General features: G+C 71.4%; 18 protein-coding genes. 11 read left to right on the forward strand and 7 right to left on the reverse strand.

Features of this window, described 5'->3' with window-relative positions; all coding sequences use genetic code 11:
- Positions 1-91 precede the first annotated feature (91 nt).
- Positions 92-1,018 (forward strand): hypothetical protein, encoded by a 927-nt coding sequence (locus ACGFSH_RS10725; protein WP_393347037.1) that lies wholly within the window; start codon positions 92-94, stop codon positions 1,016-1,018.
- Positions 1,019-1,037: 19 nt separating this feature from the next.
- Here ACGFSH_RS10725 and ACGFSH_RS10730 read toward each other — a convergent pair whose 3' ends face one another.
- Positions 1,038-2,873: a hypothetical protein gene (locus tag ACGFSH_RS10730; protein WP_393347039.1), complete on the reverse strand. Its 1,836-nt coding sequence runs from the start codon at positions 2,871-2,873 to the stop codon at positions 1,038-1,040.
- A gap of 374 nt (positions 2,874-3,247) precedes the next feature.
- On the opposite strand from ACGFSH_RS10730, the gene radA reads away from it, so the two are divergent.
- Positions 3,248-4,657 carry a DNA repair protein RadA gene (gene radA / locus ACGFSH_RS10735; protein WP_393347041.1) on the forward strand — a complete coding sequence of 470 codons (1,410 nt, stop codon included), beginning with the start codon at positions 3,248-3,250 and terminating at the stop codon, positions 4,655-4,657.
- An 80-nt stretch (positions 4,658-4,737) separates the two neighbouring features.
- The gene (gene disA / locus ACGFSH_RS10740; RefSeq protein WP_069773158.1) at positions 4,738-5,862 is read left to right on the forward strand and encodes a DNA integrity scanning diadenylate cyclase DisA; all 1,125 of its coding nucleotides are present in this window, start codon (positions 4,738-4,740) and stop codon (positions 5,860-5,862) included.
- A 110-nt stretch (positions 5,863-5,972) separates the two neighbouring features.
- Here the strand turns inward: disA and ACGFSH_RS10745 are convergent, their stop codons facing one another.
- Positions 5,973-6,848 (reverse strand): hypothetical protein, encoded by an 876-nt coding sequence (locus tag ACGFSH_RS10745; protein ID WP_393347042.1) that lies wholly within the window; start codon positions 6,846-6,848, stop codon positions 5,973-5,975.
- A 260-nt stretch (positions 6,849-7,108) separates the two neighbouring features.
- Here ACGFSH_RS10745 and ACGFSH_RS10750 point away from each other — a divergent pair, with 260 nt between their 5' ends.
- From ACGFSH_RS10750 to cseC, 5 genes are all read left to right on the forward strand, one after another.
- Positions 7,109-8,062, forward strand: a complete 954-nt coding sequence (locus tag ACGFSH_RS10750) for an A/G-specific adenine glycosylase (protein ID WP_393347043.1) — start codon at positions 7,109-7,111, stop codon at positions 8,060-8,062.
- Between the two features lie 441 nt (positions 8,063-8,503).
- The gene (locus tag ACGFSH_RS10755) at positions 8,504-9,046 is read left to right on the forward strand and encodes a SigE family RNA polymerase sigma factor (protein WP_329417220.1); all 543 of its coding nucleotides are present in this window, start codon (positions 8,504-8,506) and stop codon (positions 9,044-9,046) included.
- The gene (locus ACGFSH_RS10760; RefSeq protein WP_393347045.1) at positions 9,031-9,690 is read left to right on the forward strand and encodes a hypothetical protein; all 660 of its coding nucleotides are present in this window, start codon (positions 9,031-9,033) and stop codon (positions 9,688-9,690) included. The genes ACGFSH_RS10755 and ACGFSH_RS10760 overlap by 16 nt, the downstream gene beginning before the upstream one ends.
- A 312-nt stretch (positions 9,691-10,002) precedes the next feature.
- On the forward strand, positions 10,003-10,704 hold the full coding sequence (gene cseB, locus ACGFSH_RS10765) for a two-component system response regulator CseB (protein ID WP_393347047.1): 702 nt from the start codon (positions 10,003-10,005) through the stop codon (positions 10,702-10,704).
- A gap of 28 nt (positions 10,705-10,732) precedes the next feature.
- Positions 10,733-12,067 carry a two-component system sensor histidine kinase CseC gene (gene cseC / locus ACGFSH_RS10770; RefSeq protein WP_393347049.1) on the forward strand — a complete coding sequence of 445 codons (1,335 nt, stop codon included), beginning with the start codon at positions 10,733-10,735 and terminating at the stop codon, positions 12,065-12,067.
- Positions 12,068-12,291: 224 nt separating this feature from the next.
- Here cseC and ACGFSH_RS10775 read toward each other — a convergent pair whose 3' ends face one another.
- Positions 12,292-13,875, reverse strand: a complete 1,584-nt coding sequence (locus tag ACGFSH_RS10775) for an MDR family MFS transporter (protein ID WP_393347051.1) — start codon at positions 13,873-13,875, stop codon at positions 12,292-12,294.
- Positions 13,876-14,042: 167 nt separating this feature from the next.
- Between ACGFSH_RS10775 and ACGFSH_RS10780 the strand changes: the two genes are divergently transcribed.
- Positions 14,043-14,630, forward strand: coding sequence for a TetR/AcrR family transcriptional regulator (locus ACGFSH_RS10780; RefSeq protein WP_393347053.1), 588 nt, complete (start codon positions 14,043-14,045; stop codon positions 14,628-14,630).
- A 37-nt stretch (positions 14,631-14,667) separates the two neighbouring features.
- Here ACGFSH_RS10780 and ACGFSH_RS10785 read toward each other — a convergent pair whose 3' ends face one another.
- Positions 14,668-15,249 carry a M23 family metallopeptidase gene (locus ACGFSH_RS10785; protein WP_393347054.1) on the reverse strand — a complete coding sequence of 194 codons (582 nt, stop codon included), beginning with the start codon at positions 15,247-15,249 and terminating at the stop codon, positions 14,668-14,670.
- A gap of 517 nt (positions 15,250-15,766) precedes the next feature.
- Here ACGFSH_RS10785 and ACGFSH_RS10790 point away from each other — a divergent pair.
- A complete protein-coding gene (locus ACGFSH_RS10790; protein WP_393347056.1) occupies positions 15,767-16,417 on the forward strand; it encodes an HAD family acid phosphatase in 651 nt (216 codons plus the stop codon).
- 95 nt (positions 16,418-16,512) lie between these two features.
- Here the strand turns inward: ACGFSH_RS10790 and ACGFSH_RS10795 are convergent, their stop codons facing one another.
- Positions 16,513-19,038, reverse strand: coding sequence for an ATP-dependent Clp protease ATP-binding subunit (locus ACGFSH_RS10795; protein WP_329412377.1), 2,526 nt, complete (start codon positions 19,036-19,038; stop codon positions 16,513-16,515).
- 430 nt (positions 19,039-19,468) lie between these two features.
- Between ACGFSH_RS10795 and ACGFSH_RS10800 the strand changes: the two genes are divergently transcribed.
- The gene (locus ACGFSH_RS10800; RefSeq protein ID WP_393347058.1) at positions 19,469-20,134 is read left to right on the forward strand and encodes an SCO3374 family protein; all 666 of its coding nucleotides are present in this window, start codon (positions 19,469-19,471) and stop codon (positions 20,132-20,134) included.
- Here the strand turns inward: ACGFSH_RS10800 and ACGFSH_RS10805 are convergent.
- Together ACGFSH_RS10805 and ACGFSH_RS10810 are read right to left on the reverse strand one after the other, a co-directional pair.
- On the reverse strand, positions 20,113-20,451 hold the full coding sequence (locus ACGFSH_RS10805) for an Lsr2 family protein (RefSeq protein WP_329412374.1): 339 nt from the start codon (positions 20,449-20,451) through the stop codon (positions 20,113-20,115). The genes ACGFSH_RS10800 and ACGFSH_RS10805 overlap by 22 nt on opposite strands.
- A 224-nt stretch (positions 20,452-20,675) precedes the next feature.
- On the reverse strand, positions 20,676-21,224 hold the full coding sequence (locus tag ACGFSH_RS10810; protein ID WP_393347059.1) for an amino-acid N-acetyltransferase: 549 nt from the start codon (positions 21,222-21,224) through the stop codon (positions 20,676-20,678).
- Between the last annotated feature and the right edge of the window lie 9 nt (positions 21,225-21,233).

Consider the following 21,233-nt stretch of genomic DNA (forward strand, 5'->3'; position numbering starts at 1 on the left):
GTGGCGCGGGTCGGAACGCCCCGTCGGGAACGGAACGCCCGGGAGGCGGACGACGTCCCCGGAGCGGCCCTCGGCGACTTACCCTGGACGGGTGCCAAAGACGAACAAGGCGAAGGCCGACAAACCCGCCGGCGGCCCCTCGCGGGCGAAGCCGGTGAAGCCGCCGAAGAAGCCCGGCAAGGACGCGGCGGCCAAGGCTCCGGCCGACGACGAGAAGGGGCTGGACTTCGCCCGCGCGTGGGTGGAGTTCCCGGACCCGGCCGACGCCGAGCAGGTCTTCCGCTGCGATCTGACCTGGCTGACCTCGCGCTGGAACTGCATCTTCGGCAGCGGCTGCCAGGGCATCCAGGCGGGCCGCGCGGACGACGGGTGCTGCTCGCTGGGCGCCCACTTCTCCGACGAGGACGACGAGAAGCGCGTCGCCGAGCACGTGGCGAGGCTCACCCCCGACATCTGGCAGCACCACGCCGAGGGCCGGCGCGGCGGCTGGGTCTCGCAGGACGAGGAGGGCTCCCGCCAGACCCGCCCGTTCAACGGCTCCTGCATCTTCCAGAACCGGCCGGGGTTCGCCGGCGGCGCGGGCTGCTCGCTGCACATCCTGGCCCTGCGCGAGGGCCGCGAGCCGCTGGAGACCAAGCCGGACGTCTGCTGGCAGCTTCCGGTGCGGCGGACCTACGACTGGATCGACCGGCCCGACGACACGCGCGTGCTGCAGGTGTCGATCGGCGAGTACGACCGGCGCGGCTGGGGACCGGGCGGCCACGACCTGCACTGGTGGTGCACCTCGGCCACCTCGGCGCACGGCGCGGGCGACCCGGTGTACGTGTCGTACCGCCCCGAGCTGACCGAGCTGATGGGCAAGGCCGGCTACGACCGGCTCGTCGAACTGTGCGAGGAGCGCCTCGCCGCGCAGCTGCCCCTGCTGGCCCCGCACCCGGCGGACCCGGTCGCTCCTGCCGCCGCCCCGTCCGCCGCCGTCGCCCCGGTCGCCCGGCCTGACACGGGCGATCCGGCTTAGCCGATCGCGGGCGGCACTGCTAGGACGTGGCCGGGCTCGGCGGGTCGTCGTCGTTCGTCGGGGACGGGCTGTCCGGGGCGGACGGGGACGGGTCCCCGGGAGTCGGCTCCGGGTCCGCCGAGGTGGGCGGGGCCGTCGGGGTGGGGTCCGGGGAGGACGGGGCCGTCGGGGTCGGCTCCGGGCCGGACGTGGCCGGCGGATCGCCGGGACCCGGGCCATGGCCGTGACCGTGCCCGTCGCCGGGGTGCGACGGGCCGGGAGCGGTGCCGTAGCCCTCGATCGAGACGACCGCGCCCGCCGGGGCGATCGCCACGCGCGCGTGCCAGTGACCGGAGGGCTCGCGCAGGGGGTCGACGTACACCCTGACCCTCACCGACTCGCCGGGCTTCAACGTGCCCGTGGCACGGCTCAGGTAGAGCCAGGGCGCCGCCGTGGTGGCCGACCAGCGGATCGGCTTCTCCGCCTCCGCGGACGCGGCGAGGGTGATGAGGGTGGTGTCGCCGCTGGTGACGGCCTTCACCGACAGCCGGCCGGCCGCACCGTGCCCGAGTCCGCTGACGCTGATGACCTCCACCGAGACGTCCGGCTCGCCGCGCCGGGCCGGGTCGGCGCCGGGCCGGGTGCTGACGTTCCCGGCGTTCTCGTAGCCGCCCCCGGCCTCGCCGTCGAAGCTGCCGGGGCCGTGCGCCTCTCCCGCGCTCGCCGAGCGGCCCTCGGCCCCCTCCCCCGTCGGTGTGCCGCGGTAGGCCGCCCACAGGGCGATGACGGGGGCGGCGACGACGGTGGCGACGACGGTCGTCGTGACGGCACGCGCGCGCAGACGCTCCCGGCGGGCGGCGCGGTCCTTGGGGTCCATCGGGAAACCGCGCCGGTCGTAGCGCGGCACGGCGACTCCCCGCGCGCGGGAGGGCCTCGCCATGGCGACGTGCAGCTGCGCGCGGGGCGCCTCCAGGATCGGCAGCTCGGCGGGGGTGACGCCGGCGCCGGGCCAGCGGCCGGGGACGGCCCGCTCGGCGGCGCGGCGGCAGTGCGGGCAGTCGTCGACGTGCCGGACCAGTTCGCGGCGCAGGGCGGCGCTCAGCACGAGCTGGTTCTCACCGGCGAGCCGGCTCACACCGGGACAGCCGCCGGTCTCGACGACGGCGAGCGCCGCGCGCGTGCGCTCGACCTCACAGGCCGCGGAGGCGAGCAGTTCGCGGGCGGCGGCGAGATCCCTGCCGAGCACGGCGGCGACCTCGTGCGCGGCCAGGTGATGACGAACGGCCAGTTCCAGGGCCTCGCGCTGCTCCGGAGAAGTGCCCGCGGCCTCCGGCCAGGCGAGCAGGGCGAGTTCGCGCTGCCGCCGCTCCTGAAGCCCGTCGGGAACGGGACCCCCGGGCGTGACAGAGGCGCTGGAGGCGGAGGGGACGGAGGCTGCGGTCGGAGCCGCGTCCACCGAGGACGCCGGAGAGGCCGGGGAGGCCGCGGTGGTCGCGTGTTTCCCGGCCGAACGACGGCGGCCGCCGTCGCGGTGCGCGGCGTGCGTGCTCCGGCGTCTCTGCCTGGCCTCGGTGAGCTGGCGCAGGCAGGCCCAGCGGGCCAGGGCGTACAGCCAGGCCCGGCGGTCGCCCGCGGCGTCCGGCATCCGCTGCCCGCGCCGCTCGGCGAACGCGAGGGCGTCCCCGAGGGCGGCGGTGGCCGCGTCGTGGTCGCACAGGACCGACAGACAGTAGGTGAACAGGCCGTCCAGGTACGGCTCGTAGCGCGCGGGCGGCCGCTGCGCGAGCGTGCGCGCCGCAGCGGTGTCGCGCGCCTCCCGGTGCGCCCGGTGCGCGCCGGTCGTGCGGGTCGAGGTTTCCGGGCTGCTGCTCATCACCCGTGCGACCGTAGGCGGCGCGGAACGAGGTCCACTTGTCCCTTGAGTCCTTTTAATCCGTACGGGTGAAACGATCCCTCATAAGGGGACAGGGGAGGCGGGTCCGATGGCTCGTTCGTGACGGGGCGTGGCCGGATCGCAGGGGGCGCCGTCGCCCACCCCGCCGCGCGCCCCCGCGCGCGGACGGTGACGAAAGATGGGCGAAGGGGGCGGCGGAGGGGTCGCGGGGCGATGGCGGAGGGCGGTGGAGCGCGACGGCGGAGGGTGGTGGAGCGCGACCGGCGGAGGGCGTGGAGGGGCGGCGCCGGGGTCTTCGGAGGCGCGGTCGTCCACAGGCCCGTCCGGCTGTCGGTGGCGGCGGTTACGGTTTCCCCATGGCTGCCCGTACGAAGACCACCAAGGACCGACCGTCCTACCGCTGCACGGAGTGCGGCTGGCAGACGGCCAAGTGGCTCGGCCGCTGCCCCGAGTGCCAGGCGTGGGGGACGGTCGAGGAGTACGGCACGCCCGCGGTCCGCACGACGGCGCCGGGCCGGGTCACCACCTCCGCGCTCCCGATCGGCCAGGTCGACGGCCGTCAGGCCACCGCCCGCCCCACCGGCGTGCCCGAGCTGGACCGCGTCCTGGGCGGCGGGCTCGTGCCCGGCGCGGTGGTGCTGCTGGCCGGGGAGCCCGGCGTCGGCAAGTCGACGCTGCTGCTGGACGTGGCGGCCAAGTCGGCCAGTGACGAGCACCGCACGCTCTACGTCACGGGCGAGGAGTCGGCCTCGCAGGTCCGGCTGCGCGCCGACCGCATCGGCGCTCTCGACGACCATCTGTACCTGGCCGCCGAGACCGATCTCGCGGCCGTGCTCGGCCACTTGGACGCCGTGAAGCCGTCCCTGCTGATCGTGGACTCCGTGCAGACGGTCGCCTCTCCGGAGATCGACGGGGCGCCCGGCGGCATGGCCCAGGTCCGCGAGGTGGCGGGCGCCCTGATCCGCGCCTCGAAGGAACGCGGCATGTCCACGCTCCTGGTGGGCCACGTCACCAAGGACGGCGCGATCGCCGGCCCCCGCCTCCTCGAACACCTGGTGGACGTCGTCCTGAGCTTCGAGGGCGACCGGCACGCGCGGCTGCGCCTGGTGCGCGGCGTCAAGAACCGCTACGGCGCCACCGACGAGGTCGGCTGCTTCGAACTGCACGACGAGGGCATCACGGGCCTTGCGGACCCCAGCGGACTTTTCCTGACCCGTCGTGACGAACCGGTCCCGGGCACCTGCCTGACGGTCACCCTGGAGGGCCGCCGCCCCCTGGTCGCCGAGGTGCAGGCGCTCACCGTGGACTCCCAGATCCCCTCGCCCCGGCGCACGACGTCCGGCCTGGAGACCTCCCGCGTCTCCATGATGCTGGCCGTGCTGGAGCAGCGCGGCCGGATCAGCGCCCTCGGCAAGCGGGACATCTACTCCGCCACGGTCGGCGGGGTGAAGCTGTCGGAGCCGGCCGCGGACCTGGCGATCGCCCTCGCCCTGGCCTCCGCCGCGAGCGACACCCCGCTGCCCAAGAACCTCGTCGCGATCGGCGAGGTGGGCCTCGCGGGCGAGGTCAGACGGGTCACGGGCGTCCAGCGCAGACTGTCCGAGGCCCACCGTCTGGGCTTCACGCACGCGCTCGTGCCGGGCGATCCCGGCAAGATCCCGGCGGGCATGAAGGTCCTCGAAGTCGCGGACATGGGGGACGCCCTGCGGGTCCTGCCGCGTTCCCGTCGCCGAGACGCCCCACGGGAGCCGGAGGACCGCCGGTAGACTTTGCCCTGGTCTCGCCCGTCCGTACGAAACGAGTGCGCGAAACGGGAGCGTCCCAGACCTGTGACCGGAGGAGTGCAGTGGCAGCCAACGACCGGGCGGCAGCTCCCGGAAAGTCCGGTGGGAGTTCCGGTGCCGACGGCCTGATGCGTGCCGCGCTGAGCGCGGTGGCTCCCGGCACGGCCCTGCGCGACGGCCTGGAGAGGATCCTGCGCGGCAACACCGGCGGGCTCATCGTCCTGGGCTCCGACAAGACCGTCGAGGCCATGTGCACGGGCGGGTTCGTCCTGGACGTGGAGTTCGCCGCCACCCGGCTGCGCGAGCTGTGCAAGCTCGACGGCGGCATCGTGGTCTCCTCCGACCTGTCGAAGATCCTCCGCGCGGGCGTCCAGCTGGTGCCGGACCCCACGATCCCCACGGAGGAGACGGGCACCCGGCACCGCACGGCGGACCGGGTCAGCAAGCAGGTGGGCTACCCGGTCGTCTCGGTCTCGCAGTCCATGCGCCTGATCGCCCTGTACGTCGACGGACAGCGCCGCGTCCTGGAGGACTCCGCGGCGATCCTGTCCCGCGCGAACCAGGCGCTGGCCACCCTGGAGCGCTACAAGCTCCGGCTGGACGAGGTCGCGGGAACGTTGTCAGCGCTGGAGATCGAGGACCTCGTGACGGTCCGGGACGTCTCCGCGGTGGCACAGCGGCTGGAGATGGTCCGGCGCATCGCCACCGAAATCGCCGAATACGTGGTCGAACTGGGCACGGACGGGCGGCTGCTCGCCCTCCAGCTCGACGAGCTGATCGCGGGCGTGGAGCCGGAGCGCGAGCTGGTCGTCCGCGACTACGTTCCCGAGCCCACGGCCAAGCGCTCCCGCACGGTCGACGAGGCGCTCTACGAGCTGAACGCGCTCTCCCACGCCGAGCTGCTCGAAATGTCCACGGTGGCACGGGCGTTGGGCTACACCGGCTCCCCCGAGGCGCTGGACTCGGCGGTCTCCCCGCGCGGCTTCCGCCTGCTGGCGAAGGTGCCTCGTCTGCCCGGCGCCATCATCGACCGCCTGGTCGAGCACTTCGGCGGCCTTCAGAAACTCCTCGCGGCGAGCGTCGACGACCTTCAGACGGTGGACGGCGTGGGCGAGGCGCGCGCCCGGAGCGTGCGCGAGGGCCTGTCCCGGCTGGCCGAGTCGTCGATCCTGGAGCGCTACGTCTGACCGGCTGAACCGGCCGGAACGCGTACCGGGGATACCGGGGCGCGTACCGGCGAGGCCGCGTGCCGGCGAGGCCGCGTGCCGGCGCCGCTCGGTGCCGGCCGCGCGGTGACTCAGTCGCTCTTCAGGACGAAGGACGTCTGCGCTTTCGCGAATCCCGGGGCCTTGGCCTCCACCAGATAGGTGCCCGCTGCGGCCGTGCCCGCCGGAGGCGTGGCGCACTGCGGAGCGCTCGGCTTGCGGTCCCACTTCAGGGTGTACGTGAAGCTGCTTCCGGCCGGCACCCGGTACAGCAGGCTCCCGGCGCCCTTGGGGCAGTCCGCTGACGACCAGTAGTCGTCGTCGCCGTCGGCCTTCGTGATCGTCAACACCGCCTTCTTGGGCCCGAGATCGACCTTGCAGTCGGCGGCCGAGCTGTTGCGGGCCGTCAGCCTGAAAGTGGGAGCCTCGTCCGGCGAGTACGCGTTGCGGACGCTGCGCAGCGTCAACGTGACCGCGCCGGGCGCACAGTTGGGCAGAGTCGTGCCGGCCGGCAGCGTCGTGGCGGTGCCTCCGTCGCCCCCGATGGCGCCCGCGCCGCCGATCGCGCCCACACCGCCGTTGCCGCTCGCGCTGCCGTTGACGCCGTCGTCGAGATCGCCCGACCCGTCCGCACCGCCGTCCGCGCCACCGGTTCCCGCGCCGCCGCCCGAGCCCGCACCGGATCCCGTGCCCGAGCCGGACCCGCCGGAGCCGCCCCCGCTCGACTCGTCCCGGCCGCCCGGCTTCTGGCTGATCGCGGGCCCCGACCCGGACGGCCCCGGCGTGATCGAGGAGGCGGGATTCTTGCCGCCGCCCCCGTCGGCGCCGTTCCTGCCGCCGCCCCCGCCCGACAACGTCACCCACAGGACCAGCAACGCCAACAGGGCGAACACGGACAGCAGTACGGCCCTCCGTCGCCAGTAGATGGAGGAGGGAAGCGGCCCGACCGGATTGCGCAGTGATCCCACGGCCCAAACTGTACGAGAGATCGACGCGTTCGCTGGCCCCACCCGCCGCCGAGAACACAACTTTTCCGGATCATCATTTCGGAAACGGCCCTCCGCGCACCCGACTTCGTCTCCCGCGCCCGCGCCGCCGTTGCCGATCGCACGCCTTGCAGCTCCGGCCATGGCCTCGGCGCCCGCGCGGGAGACGCCTCCGCCGTGCGGCCCGGTCGAGTGGCGGTACGCGCGCGTGCCGCGGTGCGCATGGCAGGATCGGTAGGGCCATGACTGCTCCCACGAAGCCCCCGCACAGCAGCAGCCCCGTCCACGTCCGCGCCGGCGCGGACGCCGACACCGACGCCTCCGGAGCGGATCTGCACGCCCCGGTGATCGGCTGGTTCGACGACCACGCCCGCGACCTCCCCTGGCGACGCCCCGAGGCCGGGGCCTGGGGGGTGATGGTCAGCGAGTTCATGCTCCAGCAGACGCCGGTCAGCCGCGTCCTGCCGGTCTACGAGCAGTGGATCGCCCGCTGGCCGCGCCCCGCCGACCTCGCCGCGGAGGCCCCCGGCGAGGCCGTGCGCGCCTGGGGGCGGCTCGGGTATCCGCGCCGCGCCCTGCGCCTGCACGGCGCCGCGGTGGCCATAACGGAACGGCACGGCGGCGACGTGCCGTCCGACCACGCACAGCTCCTGGCACTGCCCGGCATCGGCGAGTACACGGCGGCGGCCGTCGCCTCCTTCGCGTACGGGCAGCGGCACGCCGTCCTGGACACCAATGTCCGCCGCGTCTTCGCGCGCGCCGTCCGGGGTGTGCAGTACCCGCCGAACGCCACCACGGCCGCCGAACGCAAACTGGCCCGCGCCCTGCTGCCGGACGACGAGCCGACGGCCGCGCGCTGGGCCGCGGCGTCCATGGAATTGGGCGCGCTCGTCTGCACGGCCAGGAACGAGGCATGCGCGCGGTGCCCGATCGCCGCGCAGTGCGCCTGGCGGCTCGCCGGCAAGCCGGAACACGACGGCCCGGCGCGCCGCGGCCAGACCTACGCCGGCACCGACCGGCAGGTCAGGGGCAAGCTGCTCGCCGTCCTGCGCGACGCGCACGCCCCCGTGCCGCAGGCCGCGCTCGACCGCGTTTGGCACGAGCCGGTGCAACGCGCGCGTGCGCTGGACGGACTGGTCGCGGACGGGCTGGTGGAGCCGCTGCCCGGCGGCCTGTACCGGCTGCCGCTCACCTGACACCCGGTCGGCCCGGCACCAACCTTCGTCAACGGCGTCTATCGGCGTTCGTCACGGGCCCGTCGGCTTCATCACGGCCCGCGGCGGACGCCGACGGGCCGCGAGCGGGGGGCGAAGGGGGGGCCGCGACGGGGCTCCGCGAGGGAGCTTCGAGGTGGCCGCGAGGGACTGTCACGGGTGTCGCCGGGCGTTCGTCACGGCCGACGTGCGGACGAATCTCTCCATAACCCGGCGAACCGATCCTTCCTTCTACCCAGAACTCACGGCCGTTACACAACCGACGGACAGCTGAGCGCTGGCCGAAGGCTCCTTCGGACAACGCCGTGACAACACCTCCGTAGCTTCATCTGCATGCCCGGCGGAGATCCGGCGGGCCGCAGACCACAAGCAGTGAAGCCGGCGACGACCACCGCCGGAACGGGGAATCGGAGGCGGTTGACCATGGCGCAGGGCGAGGTGCTCGAGTTCGAGGAATACGTCCGCACACGGCAGGACGCGCTGCTGCGCAGCGCCCGCCGGCTCGTCCCGGACCCGGTCGACGCCCAGGACCTCCTGCAGACCGCGCTGGCCCGGACGTACGGCCGCTGGGACGGCATCGCGGACAAGCGGCTCGCGGACGCCTACCTGCGCCGGGTGATGATCAACACGCGGACCGAGTGGTGGCGGGCCCGCAAACTGGAGGAAGTGCCGACCGAGCAGCTCCCCGACGCCTGTGTGGACGACTCCACCGAGCAGCACGCCGACCGCGCCCTGCTCATGGACGCGATGAAGGTGCTGGCACCCAAGCAGCGCAGCGTCGTCGTGCTGCGACACTGGGAGCAGATGTCCACGGACGAGACGGCCGCCGCCCTCGGCATGTCGGCCGGAACGGTCAAGAGCACGCTGCACCGGGCGCTCGCCCGGCTCCGCGAGGAGCTGGAAGCCCGCGATCTGGACGCACGCGCGCTGGAGCGTGAGGAGCGGGAGCGTTGCGCGGCGGCCTGACCCAGGCCGGGCCCACACCGGCCCGAGGCACCATCCAGGCGGCGATCACGGCGATGACCGTGCTCGCCGCCCTCGCCCTTTTCGTCTCCGCCTGCGGCACCGGCGGCACCGGCGCGCGGGACGAGGGCCCGGCGCACGCCGACGCGGTCGTGGGCGCCACGACGCCGCCCTCGGCCTCTCCCACCGGCGCCCCGGACCGTTCGGACGCGGTGCGCCTCGTCAAGAACGACCCGGCGGTGTCGGCGGAGGTCAAGAACGAGCTGAAGCCCTGCGCCGGCGACGAGTACCCGGTCGACGTGTCGTACGGGCACCTCACCGGCGGTTCCGGCGACGACCTCATCGTCAACGTGCTCACCTGCGGCGACATCGTCGGCCTCGGCTCCTACGTCTACCGGGAGGACGGCGACGGCTACGCGAACGTGTTCAAGGCGGAGGAGCCCCCCGTCTACGCCGAGATAGACCGCGGCGACCTGGTGGTGACCAACCAGGTGTACGAGAAGGGCGACCCCGTCTCCAGCCCCTCCGGGGAGAACGTGGTGACGTACCGCTGGGTCGCGGGCCGCTTCCGCAAGGAGTACAGCTGGCACAACGACTACAGCAGCGTCGTCGGCGACGAGCCCAAACCGGTGCCTACGACCGGCTGACCTGCGCGGGAGTCGCCGGTCGAAGATTTTCCGGGTGGGCGTGAACCGATCGGGCCGCTCGTTCCGATCATCTGGTGGAGGGGCGGGAGCGGGCGAGGGTTGGCGGGCAGTGAACGCTCGCGGCGTCCCGCGCGTCCCCCCAGGGGGTGTACCTGACAGCAGACGCACAGAAACCCGTCAGACTGACCGACGACGGACGACCGACAACAGCCAAGGACACGGACACGGACAACGGTGGACCGATGACCGACGGCCGTCAGGCGCCCCCGCCGACACGCACACGAGCAAGCAACGAGAACTGAGAGCACCGGGATGGCAGACCAGACCCACGTTCTGTTCGTCGAGGACGACGACGTCATCCGCGAGGCCACCCAGCTCGCCCTGGAGCGGGACGGCTTCGCGGTGACCGCGATGCCCGACGGCCTGTCCGGCCTGGAGGCTTTCCGCGCCGACCGCCCCGACATCGCGCTGCTGGACGTCATGGTCCCGGGCCTGGACGGGGTGAGCCTGTGCCGGCGCATCCGGGACGAGTCCACCGTCCCGGTGATCATGCTGTCCGCGCGCGCCGACTCCATCGACGTCGTCCTGGGCCTGGAGGCCGGTGCCGACGATTATGTGACCAAGCCGTTCGACGGGGCTGTCCTGGTCGCCAGGATCCGGGCCGTGCTGCGCCGGTTCGGCCACGCCGGCGGCGGTGACCGGGCCGAGCCCGACACGGCCCCGGCCGGCGGTGTGCTGACCTTCGGCGACCTGGAAGTCGACACGGAGGGCATGGAGGTGCGCCGGGCCGGGCAGCCGGTGGCGCTGACCCCGACCGAGATGCGGCTGCTGCTGGAGTTCTCCTCCGCTCCGGGCACCGTCCTCTCGCGCGACAAACTGCTGGAGCGGGTGTGGGACTACGGCTGGGGCGGCGACACCCGGGTCGTCGACGTCCATGTGCAGCGGCTGCGCACGAAGATCGGCCAGGACCGCATCGAGACGGTCCGCGGCTTCGGCTACAAGTTGAAGGCCTGAGCGGGACGGGGACGGAACTATGCGGGGGATGATCCGCCACCTGGGCCTGGCGCGCGTGGAGGGCATGGGCCTGCGCACGGGGCTGCGGTGGAAGCTGAGCGCGGCGATCGCGCTGGTCGGCGCGCTGGTGGCGATCGCGCTCAGCCTGGTCGTGCACAACGCCGCGCGGGTCTCGATGCTGGACAACGCGCGCGATCTCGCCGACGAGCGCGTCCGGATCGCGCAGACCAACTACGAGAAGCTGGGGCGGCCGAACTTCCCCAACATCAAGATCGACGACGTCGGTCTGCCGGTCGCGCTGCGCGAGAAGGTCCGCGAAGGCCGCCGGGCGACGTTCGTCTCCGACCGCGGGGGCGGGGTGCCGGACATCTGGGCCGCCGTGCCGGTCAAGGGCGGGCATGTGCTGTCCCTGCACACCGGGTTCACCGACCGCAGCACGGACATCCTCAAGGATCTCGACCAGGCCCTGGTGATCGGCTCGATCGCGGTCGTCCTCGGCGGCAGCGCGGTCGGCGTCCTCATCGGCGGCCAGATGTCGCGGCGGCTGCGCAAGGCGGCGGCCGCGGCGAACCAGGTCGCCCGGGGCGAGACGAACGTCCGCGTCCGCGACGCGATAGGCGGGGTCGTGCGGGACGAGACCGACGACCTGGCGAGCGCGGTGGACGCCATGGCGGACACTCTCCAGGCTCGGCTGGAGGCCGAACGGCGGGTCACCGCGGACATCGCACACGAACTGCGCACCCCGGTGACGGGACTGCTGACCGCGGCCGAGCTGCTGCCGCCGGGCCGGCCGACCGAGCTGGTGCTGGACCGCGCCAAGGCCATGCGCACACTCGTCGAGGACGTCCTGGAAGTGGCCCGGCTGGACGGCGCCTCGGAGCGCGCCGAATTGCAGGACATCGTGCTGGGCGAGTTCGTGTCGCGCCGGGTGGCGGCCAAGGACCCGGACGTCGAGGTGCGGGTGGTGCACGAGTCGATGGTCACGACAGACCCGCGCCGCCTGGAGAGGGTGCTGTTCAACCTGCTGGCCAACGCGGCCCGGCACGGCAAGCCGCCCATCCAGGTCACCGTCGAGGGCCGGGTCATCCGGGTCCGCGACCACGGCCCCGGTTTCCCCGGGGACCTGCTCGCCGACGGGCCGAGCCGCTTCCGCACCGGCAGCGCCGACCGGGCGGGGCGCGGACACGGTCTCGGCCTCACCATCGCGGCGGGCCAGGCCCGCGTCCTGGGGGCCCGGCTCACCTTCCGCAACGTGCGGCCCGCGGGGGCCCCGGAGCACATACCGTCCGAGGGCGCCGTGGCCGTCCTGTGGCTGCCCGAGCACGCCCCGACCAACACAGGAAGCTATTCGACGATGCCGTGAGGGGCCCGGCCTCCGACCACCACCCCGACCGGTGCCACACCCGGCCCCGGGCACCTGGAGGGCGCCTGGTCGGCACGGGGGGCGGCCGTCGGCGGTACCGCTGCGGACGCCGACACTGCTGCCGCTCTCGGCACCGCGCCCGCTTCCCCGACGAGGTGCGACGGGGCATGAGGAAGGCCCCCGGGGGCGGACACCGCCGGAGGCCTTCGTTCAATGCCGGGGGATCAGACCGCCTCGGCCATCGGCGGCGGGGCGACGGCCGGACCGTCGGTCCCGTCGGTCGCCTTCTGCGGTCCCGCTCCCTTCAGCGGGACCTCCTTCACGAACACCGCCGCCACCAGCGCGGCGATCGCCACCACGGCGCCCAGCAGGAATGCCGTGTGGGTGCCGGCCGACACCGCGTGCTGGTAGGCCTCCCGGGCGGCGGCGGGCAGCTTGGCCAGGCTGGCCGCGTCCAGCTGCGCGGACTGCTCGGTGATCTTCGAGCCCAGCGAGCCGGCCCGCTCGGACATCACGTCCTGGACCCGGTTGTTGAACAGGGCGCCCATGATCGCGACGCCGAAGGAGGAGCCGAGGGTGCGGAAGAGGGTGGTGGACGAGGACGCGACGCCCATGTCCTTCATCTCGACGCTGTTCTGGGCGACCAGCATCGTGATCTGCATCAGGCAGCCCATGCCGAGGCCGACGACGGCCATGAAGACGCCGGAGGTGAGGCGGCTGGTGCCGGTGTCCATCGTGGACAGCAGGTACAGGCCGATCACCATCAGGACGCTGCCGACGACCGGGAAGATCTTGTACTTGCCGCTGTTGGTCGTCACCCGCCCGGCCACCATCGAGGTGACCAGCATCGCGCCGAGCATGGGCAGCAGAAGCAGGCCGGAGTTGGTCGCGGAGGCGCCCTGCACCGACTGCTGGTACAGCGGCAGGAACAGGGTGGCACCGAACATCACGAAGCCGGTGATGAAGCCGATCAGGGACATCAGGGTGAAGTTGCGGCTGCGGAAGATGTGCAGCGGCACGATCGGTTCCGCGGCCCTGGTCTGCCAGAACACGAACCCGATGAGCGAGGCGACGCCGATGGCGACGAGCTCCATGATCCGCGCCGAGGTCCAGGCGTACTCCGAGCCGCCCCAGGTGGTGACGAGGACGATGGAGGTGATGCCGAGCGTCAGCAGACCGGCGCCCAGGTAGTCGATGCGCGCCTGCGAGCGCTTCCTCGGCAGGTGGAGGACCACGCTGATCGCGATGAGGGCCACCACGCCGAGCGGCAGGTTGATGTAGAAGGACCAGCGCCAGCCCCAGTTGTCGGTGATGGTGCCGCCGACGAGCGGGCCGCCGATCATCGCGAGCGCCATGACGCCGGCCATCATGCCCTGGTACTTGCCGCGCTCACGCGGCGGGATCAGGTCGCCGATGATGGCCATGACGCCGACCATCAGACCGCCCGCGCCGAGGCCCTGGATCGCGCGGAACCCGATGAGTTCGCCCATGTTCTGGGCCATGCCGCTGAGCGCGGAGCCGATCAGGAAGATCACGATCGACGCCATGAAGGCGCCCTTGCGCCCGTACATGTCGCCGATCTTGCCCCAGATGGGGGTGGAGGCGGCGGTCGCCAGCGTGTATCCGGTCACGACCCACGAGAGGTGCTCGAGGCCGCCCAGGTCACCGACGATCGTCGGCATCGCGGTGCCCACGATCATGTTGTCGAGCATCGCGAGCATCATGGTGATCATGAGTGCGAGCAGGACGACCCGCACGCTCCTGGGCTGTTTCTCCGGCTCGGTCTCTGGTGTCTTCGTGTCCGCCATCGTTCCCACTCCCCTGGGTCCCGCTCCGGCCGGCTACTTACTTGCCGCCCGGCTAGTTCACTACACTGGGAAGGTAGACCTGTCACTAGCCGGTCGTCAAGTAAGTTAAGGGTGTCGAACTAGCCGGGCGGCAAGTAAGTTTTCGCGGGAACCCTAGGAGTACGAGGATGGACCGCACCATGGACGGCACCAAGCAGCAGCGACGCGGCAACACCCGCCAGCGCATCCAGGACGTGGCCCTCGAACTCTTCGCCGAGCAGGGTTACGAGAAGACCTCCCTCCGCGAGATCGCGGAGCGCCTGGAGGTCACCAAGGCGGCTCTGTACTACCACTTCAAGACCAAGGAAGAGATCATCGTCGGCATCTTCACGGATCTGACGAAACCGATCGAAGACCTGATCGAGTGGGGCAGGGAGCAGCCGCACACCCTGGAGACCAAGCACGAACTCGTACGGCGCTACAGCAAGGCCCTGTCCGAGGCGGCCCCGCTCTTCCGCTTCATGCAGGAGAACCAGGCGACGGTGCGCGAGCTCCAGATCGGCGACTCGTTCAAGGACCGCATGCGCGGCCTGCGCGACATCATCATGGACCCGGAGGCCCCCCTCACCGACCAGGTCCGGTGCGTGAGCGCCATCTTCACGCTGCACGCCGGGATGTTCTTCCTGAACGACCTCGACGGCGACCCCGAGGACAAGCGGGCCGCTGTCCTGGAGGTCGCCGTCGATCTCGTGACGCAGGCGCATCACGGCGGCTGACGGCGGACCGGCGTCACCTCGCCGGTCCCGCCGGGGGTCAGACCTTGACGCCCTTGGCGTGCAGGAAGGCGACCGGGTTGATCGCCGAGCCGTAGTTCGCGGTCTTGCGGATCTCGAAGTGCAGGTGCGGACCGCTGGAGTTGCCGGTGTTGCCGGACCGCGCTATCTCCTGGCCGGTCTTCACGACCTGGCCGATCTTCACCTCGATGCGCGAGAGGTGGGCGTACTGCGAGTACACGCCGTTGGCGTGCTTGATCACGACGGCGTTGCCGTAGGCCGGGCCGTCGCCGGCGCCGTTGCCGCCGGCCTTCACCACGGTGCCGCCGTGAGCGGCCATGACCTTGGTTCCGCTCGGCACGGCGAAGTCCTGACCGCTGTGGGTGGACTGCCACATCTTGCCGGCCTGGGCGAACCCGGCGGACAGCGTGTACTTCTTCACCGGGTCGATCCAGGAGGCGGCGGAGACGGCCTTCTTGGCGGCGGGCGCGGCGGCGGGGGCGGCGGCGGACGCCACTCCGGTCCCCAGCACGACCGAGGCGCCCACTGCGGCGGCCCCGACGGCCACGCTGGTGCGGAGCAGGGACGTACGGGAAGAACGGAACGTGACGCGCTGGAACATCGAAGACCTCATGGGATCGGGGACAGCGGAAACCACCAGGCGGGAAGCTCCGCCGCGGTGGCCATCCCTTGGTAACCCGGTGGCCCACAGACCCCCAAACGTGTGATCTACGACGGAAGCTAGTACTTCACCGCAAAACTTCCCACTCCTTGACAGACCGCCCGTTCCGGACACTTTCGACACCGGCCCGGTCCGCGAGCCCTCCGCGAATCCGGGACGCCGCACGCCCGTCCGTTTTGCCCGAAAATGCGCTGCGACTATTCCGCCTAGTAGGGCCCGAACCGCCTGTGCGGCATGTCACCGGCCCCCCGCCTCAAGGGACTTCGGAATGTGACGGCGGCTACTCCCTTGCCCCGTACGGCACTTGTGACCCCGGTCACGTCGCGTGCACGGGTCTGTGACCGGGGTCTCCTTCGCCTCTACCGTCCAGTAACCCGCTGGTTCCCCTCAGGCCATTCCGAACGATGAGCATGTCCACGACACCGGTAGCGCAAGGACGCGAGAGGACCCCCCACCCATGACCAGAGGCACCTGGACGCGCCGCACCGCCCTGACCGCGGTGGCGACCGCGGCCGCCACCGCGCTGGCCCTCCCGGCCGGCGCCCAGGCGGCGACGGCGGCAGACACCGCCGCCGTGTCCGTCTCCGGCGCGGCCACCGCCACGGTGGCCGCCAAGGTCGACTACGCCACCTGGCAGCAGGACTGCCAGGCCGTGATGAACCAGGCGCTGCCGGCCCTGAAGCAGCGCATCGCCGCCGCGAAGCCGGGCGAGAAGCAGGCGATCGTCTTCGACATCGACAACACGACCCTGGAGTCCGACTTCGGCTTCCACTACCCGGCCCCGGCCAACAAGCCCGTCCTCGACGTGGCCAGGTACGCGCAGGAGCACGGCGTCTCCCTGTTCTTCGTCACCGCCCGCCCGGGCATCATCTCCGGGGTGACCGACTACAACCTCAAGACCGTCGGCTACGACGTCTCCGGCCTGTACGTCCGCGGCTTCCTGGACCTCTTCAAGGACGTCGCCGCCTACAAGACCGCCCAGCGCTTCACCATCGAGTCCAAGGGCTACACGATCATCGCGAACGTCGGCAACAGCGCCACCGACCTGTCGGGCGGCCACGCCGAGACGACGTACAAGCTGCCCGACTACGACGGCCAGCTCTCCTGAGCCACCAGGGCATGCGCACCTGAGCCGACCACGGCATGCGAAAGGGGCCGGTGCTGGCAAGCACCGGCCCCTCTCTACGCTCGACCCGGGGAGGGTCAGGCGTCCTTGCTCAGGTTCGGACCGGCTCCGCCGGCCGCCTGCTCGATCGGCGGGACGTCGGGCAGCGCCGCCTTCTCCTCGCCGCGGAAGGTGAACGTCTTGGCGTCACCCTCGCCCTCGGTGTCGACGACCACGATGTGACCGGGACGCAGCTCGCCGAAGAGGATCTTCTCCGACAGCGAGTCCTCGATCTCGCGCTGGATGGTGCGACGCAGCGGACGCGCACCCAGCACCGGGTCGTAGCCCTTCTTCGACAGCAGCTCCTTGGCGGACGACGAGAGCTCGATGCCCATGTCGCGGTCCTTCAGGCGCTCGTCCACCTTGCCGATCATCAGGTCGACGATCCGCAGGATGTCCGCCTGCGTGAGCTGCGGGAACACCACCACGTCGTCGACGCGGTTGAGGAACTCGGGACGGAAGTGCTGCTTGAGCTCGTCCGACACCTTGTTCTTCATGCGCTCGTAGTTGGTCTTCGAGTCGCCCGAGGCCGCGAAGCCCAGGTTGAAGCCCTTGGAGATGTCCCGGGTGCCGAGGTTGGTCGTCATGATGATGACCGTGTTCTTGAAGTCCACGACCCGGCCCTGGGAGTCGGTCAGCCGACCGTCCTCCAGGATCTGCAGCAGCGAGTTGAAGATGTCCGGGTGGGCCTTCTCGACCTCGTCGAAGAGGACGACGGAGAACGGCTTGCGGCGGACCTTCTCGGTCAGCTGGCCGCCCTCCTCGTAGCCCACGTACCCGGGGGGCGAACCGAAGAGACGCGACACCGTGTGCTTCTCGCTGAACTCCGACATGTCGAGGGAGATCAGCGCGTCCTCGTCGCCGAAGAGGAACTCGGCGAGCGCCTTGGACAGCTCGGTCTTACCGACGCCGGACGGGCCGGCGAAGATGAACGAGCCACCGGGACGCTTCGGGTCCTTCAGACCGGCACGCGTACGGCGGATCGCCTTCGACAGCGCCTTGACGGCGTCGACCTGGCCGATGACCCGCTTGTGGAGCTCGTCCTCCATGCGCAGCAGACGCGAGGACTCCTCCTCGGTCAGCTTGAAGACCGGGATGCCGGTGGCGGTCGCGAGGACCTCGGCGATCAGCTCGCCGTCGACCTCGGCGACGACGTCCATGTCGCCGGCCTTCCACTCCTTCTCGCGCTTGGCCTTGGCGGCCAGGAGCTGCTTCTCCTTGTCGCGGAGGGAGGCGGCCTTCTCGAAGTCCTGCGAGTCGATCGCGGACTCCTTGTCGCGGCGCACGCCGGCGATCTTCTCGTCGAACTCGCGCAGGTCCGGCGGAGCGGTCATCCGGCGGATGCGCATCCGGGAACCGGCCTCGTCGATCAGGTCGATCGCCTTGTCCGGCAGGAAGCGGTCCGAGATGTACCGGTCGGCCAGGGTGGCGGCCTGGACCAGCGCCTCGTCCGTGATGGAGACGCGGTGGTGCGCCTCGTACCGGTCGCGCAGACCCTTGAGGATCTCGATGGTGTGCGGCAGCGACGGCTCGGCGACCTGGATGGGCTGGAAGCGGCGCTCGAGGGCCGCGTCCTTCTCCAGGTGCTTGCGGTACTCGTCGAGCGTGGTGGCGCCGATGGTCTGGAGCTCACCGCGGGCCAGCATCGGCTTGAGGATCGACGCGGCGTCGATCGCGCCCTCGGCCGCGCCCGCACCGACCAGCGTGTGCAGCTCGTCGATGAACAGGATGATGTCGCCGCGGGTGCGGATCTCCTTGAGGACCTTCTTCAGGCGCTCCTCGAAGTCACCGCGGTAGCGGGAGCCGGCGACCAGCGCGCCGAGGTCCAGGGTGTAGAGGTGCTTGTCCTTGAGGGTCTCGGGCACCTCGCCCTTGACGATGGCCTGCGCGAGGCCCTCGACGACGGCGGTCTTGCCGACGCCGGGCTCACCGATGAGGACCGGGTTGTTCTTGGTGCGGCGGGACAGCACCTGCATGACCCGCTCGATCTCCTTCTCGCGCCCGATGACCGGGTCGAGCTTGGACTCACGAGCGGCCTGGGTGAGGTTCCGGCCGAACTGGTCGAGGACCAGGGACGTCGAGGGCGTGCCCTCGGCAGGCCCGCCGGCGGTGGCGGTCTCCTTGCCCTGGTAACCGGAGAGCAGCTGGATGACCTGCTGCCGCACCCGGTTGAGATCTGCGCCCAGCTTGACGAGGACCTGGGCGGCGACGCCCTCGCCCTCGCGGATCAGGCCGAGCAGGATGTGCTCCGTGCCGATGTAGTTGTGGCCCAGCTGAAGGGCCTCGCGGAGCGACAGCTCCAGGACCTTCTTGGCACGGGGGGTGAAGGGGATGTGGCCGGACGGAGCCTGCTGCCCCTGCCCGATGATCTCCTCCACCTGCTGGCGGACCGCCTCGAGCGAAATCCCGAGGCTCTCAAGGGCCTTGGCGGCGACACCCTCACCCTCGTGGATCAGGCCCAGGAGGATGTGCTCGGTGCCGATGTAGTTGTGGTTGAGCATCCGGGCTTCTTCCTGAGCCAGGACGACAACCCGCCGCGCGCGGTCGGTGAACCTCTCGAACATCGTTAATCGCTCCTCAGAGCGGTCAGGCAGTGGGGGGAACTTCCCCTCCCTGTCCTTCCGCAGCTTAGTCCCGCAAGCGGGGACCGCTCATTCCAACTGCCGACACCGTCGATGGCCTCCTGACCCCGAACGCCGACATCTGCTCCAACCCGATGGTGCGAGACGATGTTCCCGCAGGCCAGGCAGATACCCCAGTCGCCAGTACGCCGATGGCGAACGTGAGACCGCCCTTCCTGCGTGTCGCCCCCTCCCACTAGGGATGTCTTACCCGCCGGGACTGACACTCCATGCCGTACGGCCCCGTTCCCTCCGCTACGGGCGAACAGCCTTGCGTCTCCCCGCACCCGTACCCGCCCCCCCTGCCGGAACCCTGTGCAGTCACAGAAACACCCAGCGTAACTTGCGGGCCTTTTCCGCGGTTGCACTTGGCATGGTTGGCTCAGTTCCCCCGCCCGCCCGGCCGGCCGCCGCCGCGATCACGACGGTTCCCGTCCCTCGGCGGCCGCTCGACCCCGACGATGCAGCCGACGCCGCCGGTTCCGAGGACCGGATCCGCGGCTGGTACGAGAACGAACTGGGCTGGACGACCGTGCCCGGATCACCGGTACGACTTTCGGTGGGTGAGCGCTTCGACGTCCTGGACGTGCCGGCCGAGGCGGGCTTCGCCGCGCTGCGACGCCTGGCGCCGGACTCTCCGGTGGCCGTGCGGGGCGACCGGATGCGGCTGCTGGTGGTGGCGGGCGGCGCGGACGAGGTGCCGGGCATCCTGCGCTGGCTGGACTGGGGCGCGTTGCCACTGGACCTGACGGCCATCGGCGAGGGCGGGACCGTCGAGGCGCCGCCGCCCGCCCGCCCGCCGGGCCGTTCCACGGACCGCGGTCCGGGACCGTGCCGCCCGGGGCCGGTGCAGGGGGCCGCCGTCTGGCTGCGGCCCCCCGTGGCAGGGCGCGAGGTCGAGGACTCGCTGCCGACGATGTCGGCGTCGGGGGGCGTTGGGGGCGCCCCCGATCTCGTACGGCTGGTGGACACGCTGGCGACGCATTGTCACCGTGTCCGGCTGCGGCGCGCGTGCCCTCAGCCGTTGGCCTTCTCGTAGGCCTCGCGAATGGTCGCCGGAACTCGGCCGCGGTCATTGACCTCGAAACCGTTCTCCTTCGCCCACGCGCGGATCTGAGCGGTGTCCTGGCTGCCGCCGCCGGAAGCCGCACGCGTCTTTCCACGGCCGCCGGAAGCACGCCCGCCGGTGCGGCGGCCGCCCTTCACGTAGGGCTCGAGAAGTCCGCGCAGCTTGTCGGCATTGGTGGTCGTGAGATCGATCTCGTACGTCTTGCCGTCGAGCGCGAACGTCACGGTCTCGTCCGCCTCGCCGCCGTCGAGGTCGTCGACAAGAAGGACCTGAACCTTCTGTGCCACCGGATTTCCTTTCATCGAAAACGTGAGGGCGGGGGGTCAGCGGCGTCCGCCGTTTAGCCGCACCCTGTTATATGCAGTACTGCAGTACGTCGGAAAGCAAACCGCTTTTGCTGAGAAAACACAAACCCCTGGCAGAGACCCGCAGCCCCGCCCCTGCCCGGAAACGTGCGCGTTTCGGACATAGGGCACCCGGGCAAGGCGGGTCGGCCGGAATGCGGCGACGATCACAGATGCAGAAGCATCCGGCTGTTGCCCAAGGTGTTCGGTTTCACTCGTTCGAGTCCGAGGAACTCCGCGACACCCTCGTCATAGGAACGCAGCAGCTCCGCGTAGACATCGGTGTCGACGGGCGTCTCACCGATCTCCACGAAGCCGTGCTTGGCGAAGAAGTCCACTTCGAAGGTCAGACAGAAAACACGGCGAACGCCGAGCCAGCGCGCGGTGTGGAGCAACTTCTCCAACAACTGGTGGCCCACGCCTGCGCCCTTGAGCCCGGGCTTCACGGCGAGAGTGCGCACTTCGGCCAGGTCTTCCCACATGACGTGCAGGGCGCCGCAGCCGACCACCTCGGCGTTGTCGTCGCGTTCGGCGACCCAGAACTCCTGGATGTCCTCGTAAAGGGTCACGGTCGCTTTGTCGAGCAGGATGCCGCCGCGGACGTAGGCGTCAAGGAGACGGCGCACGGCGTCGACATCGCCTGTCCGGGCCCGCCGGACGGTGATGGCTTTAGCGGTGACTCCAACGTTCTCGGCCGGGGGACTCTCTGCTGACATGTGCGGACG

Source organism: Streptomyces sp. NPDC048481 (assembly GCF_043200075.1).
GTDB lineage: Bacteria > Actinomycetota > Actinomycetes > Streptomycetales > Streptomycetaceae > Streptomyces.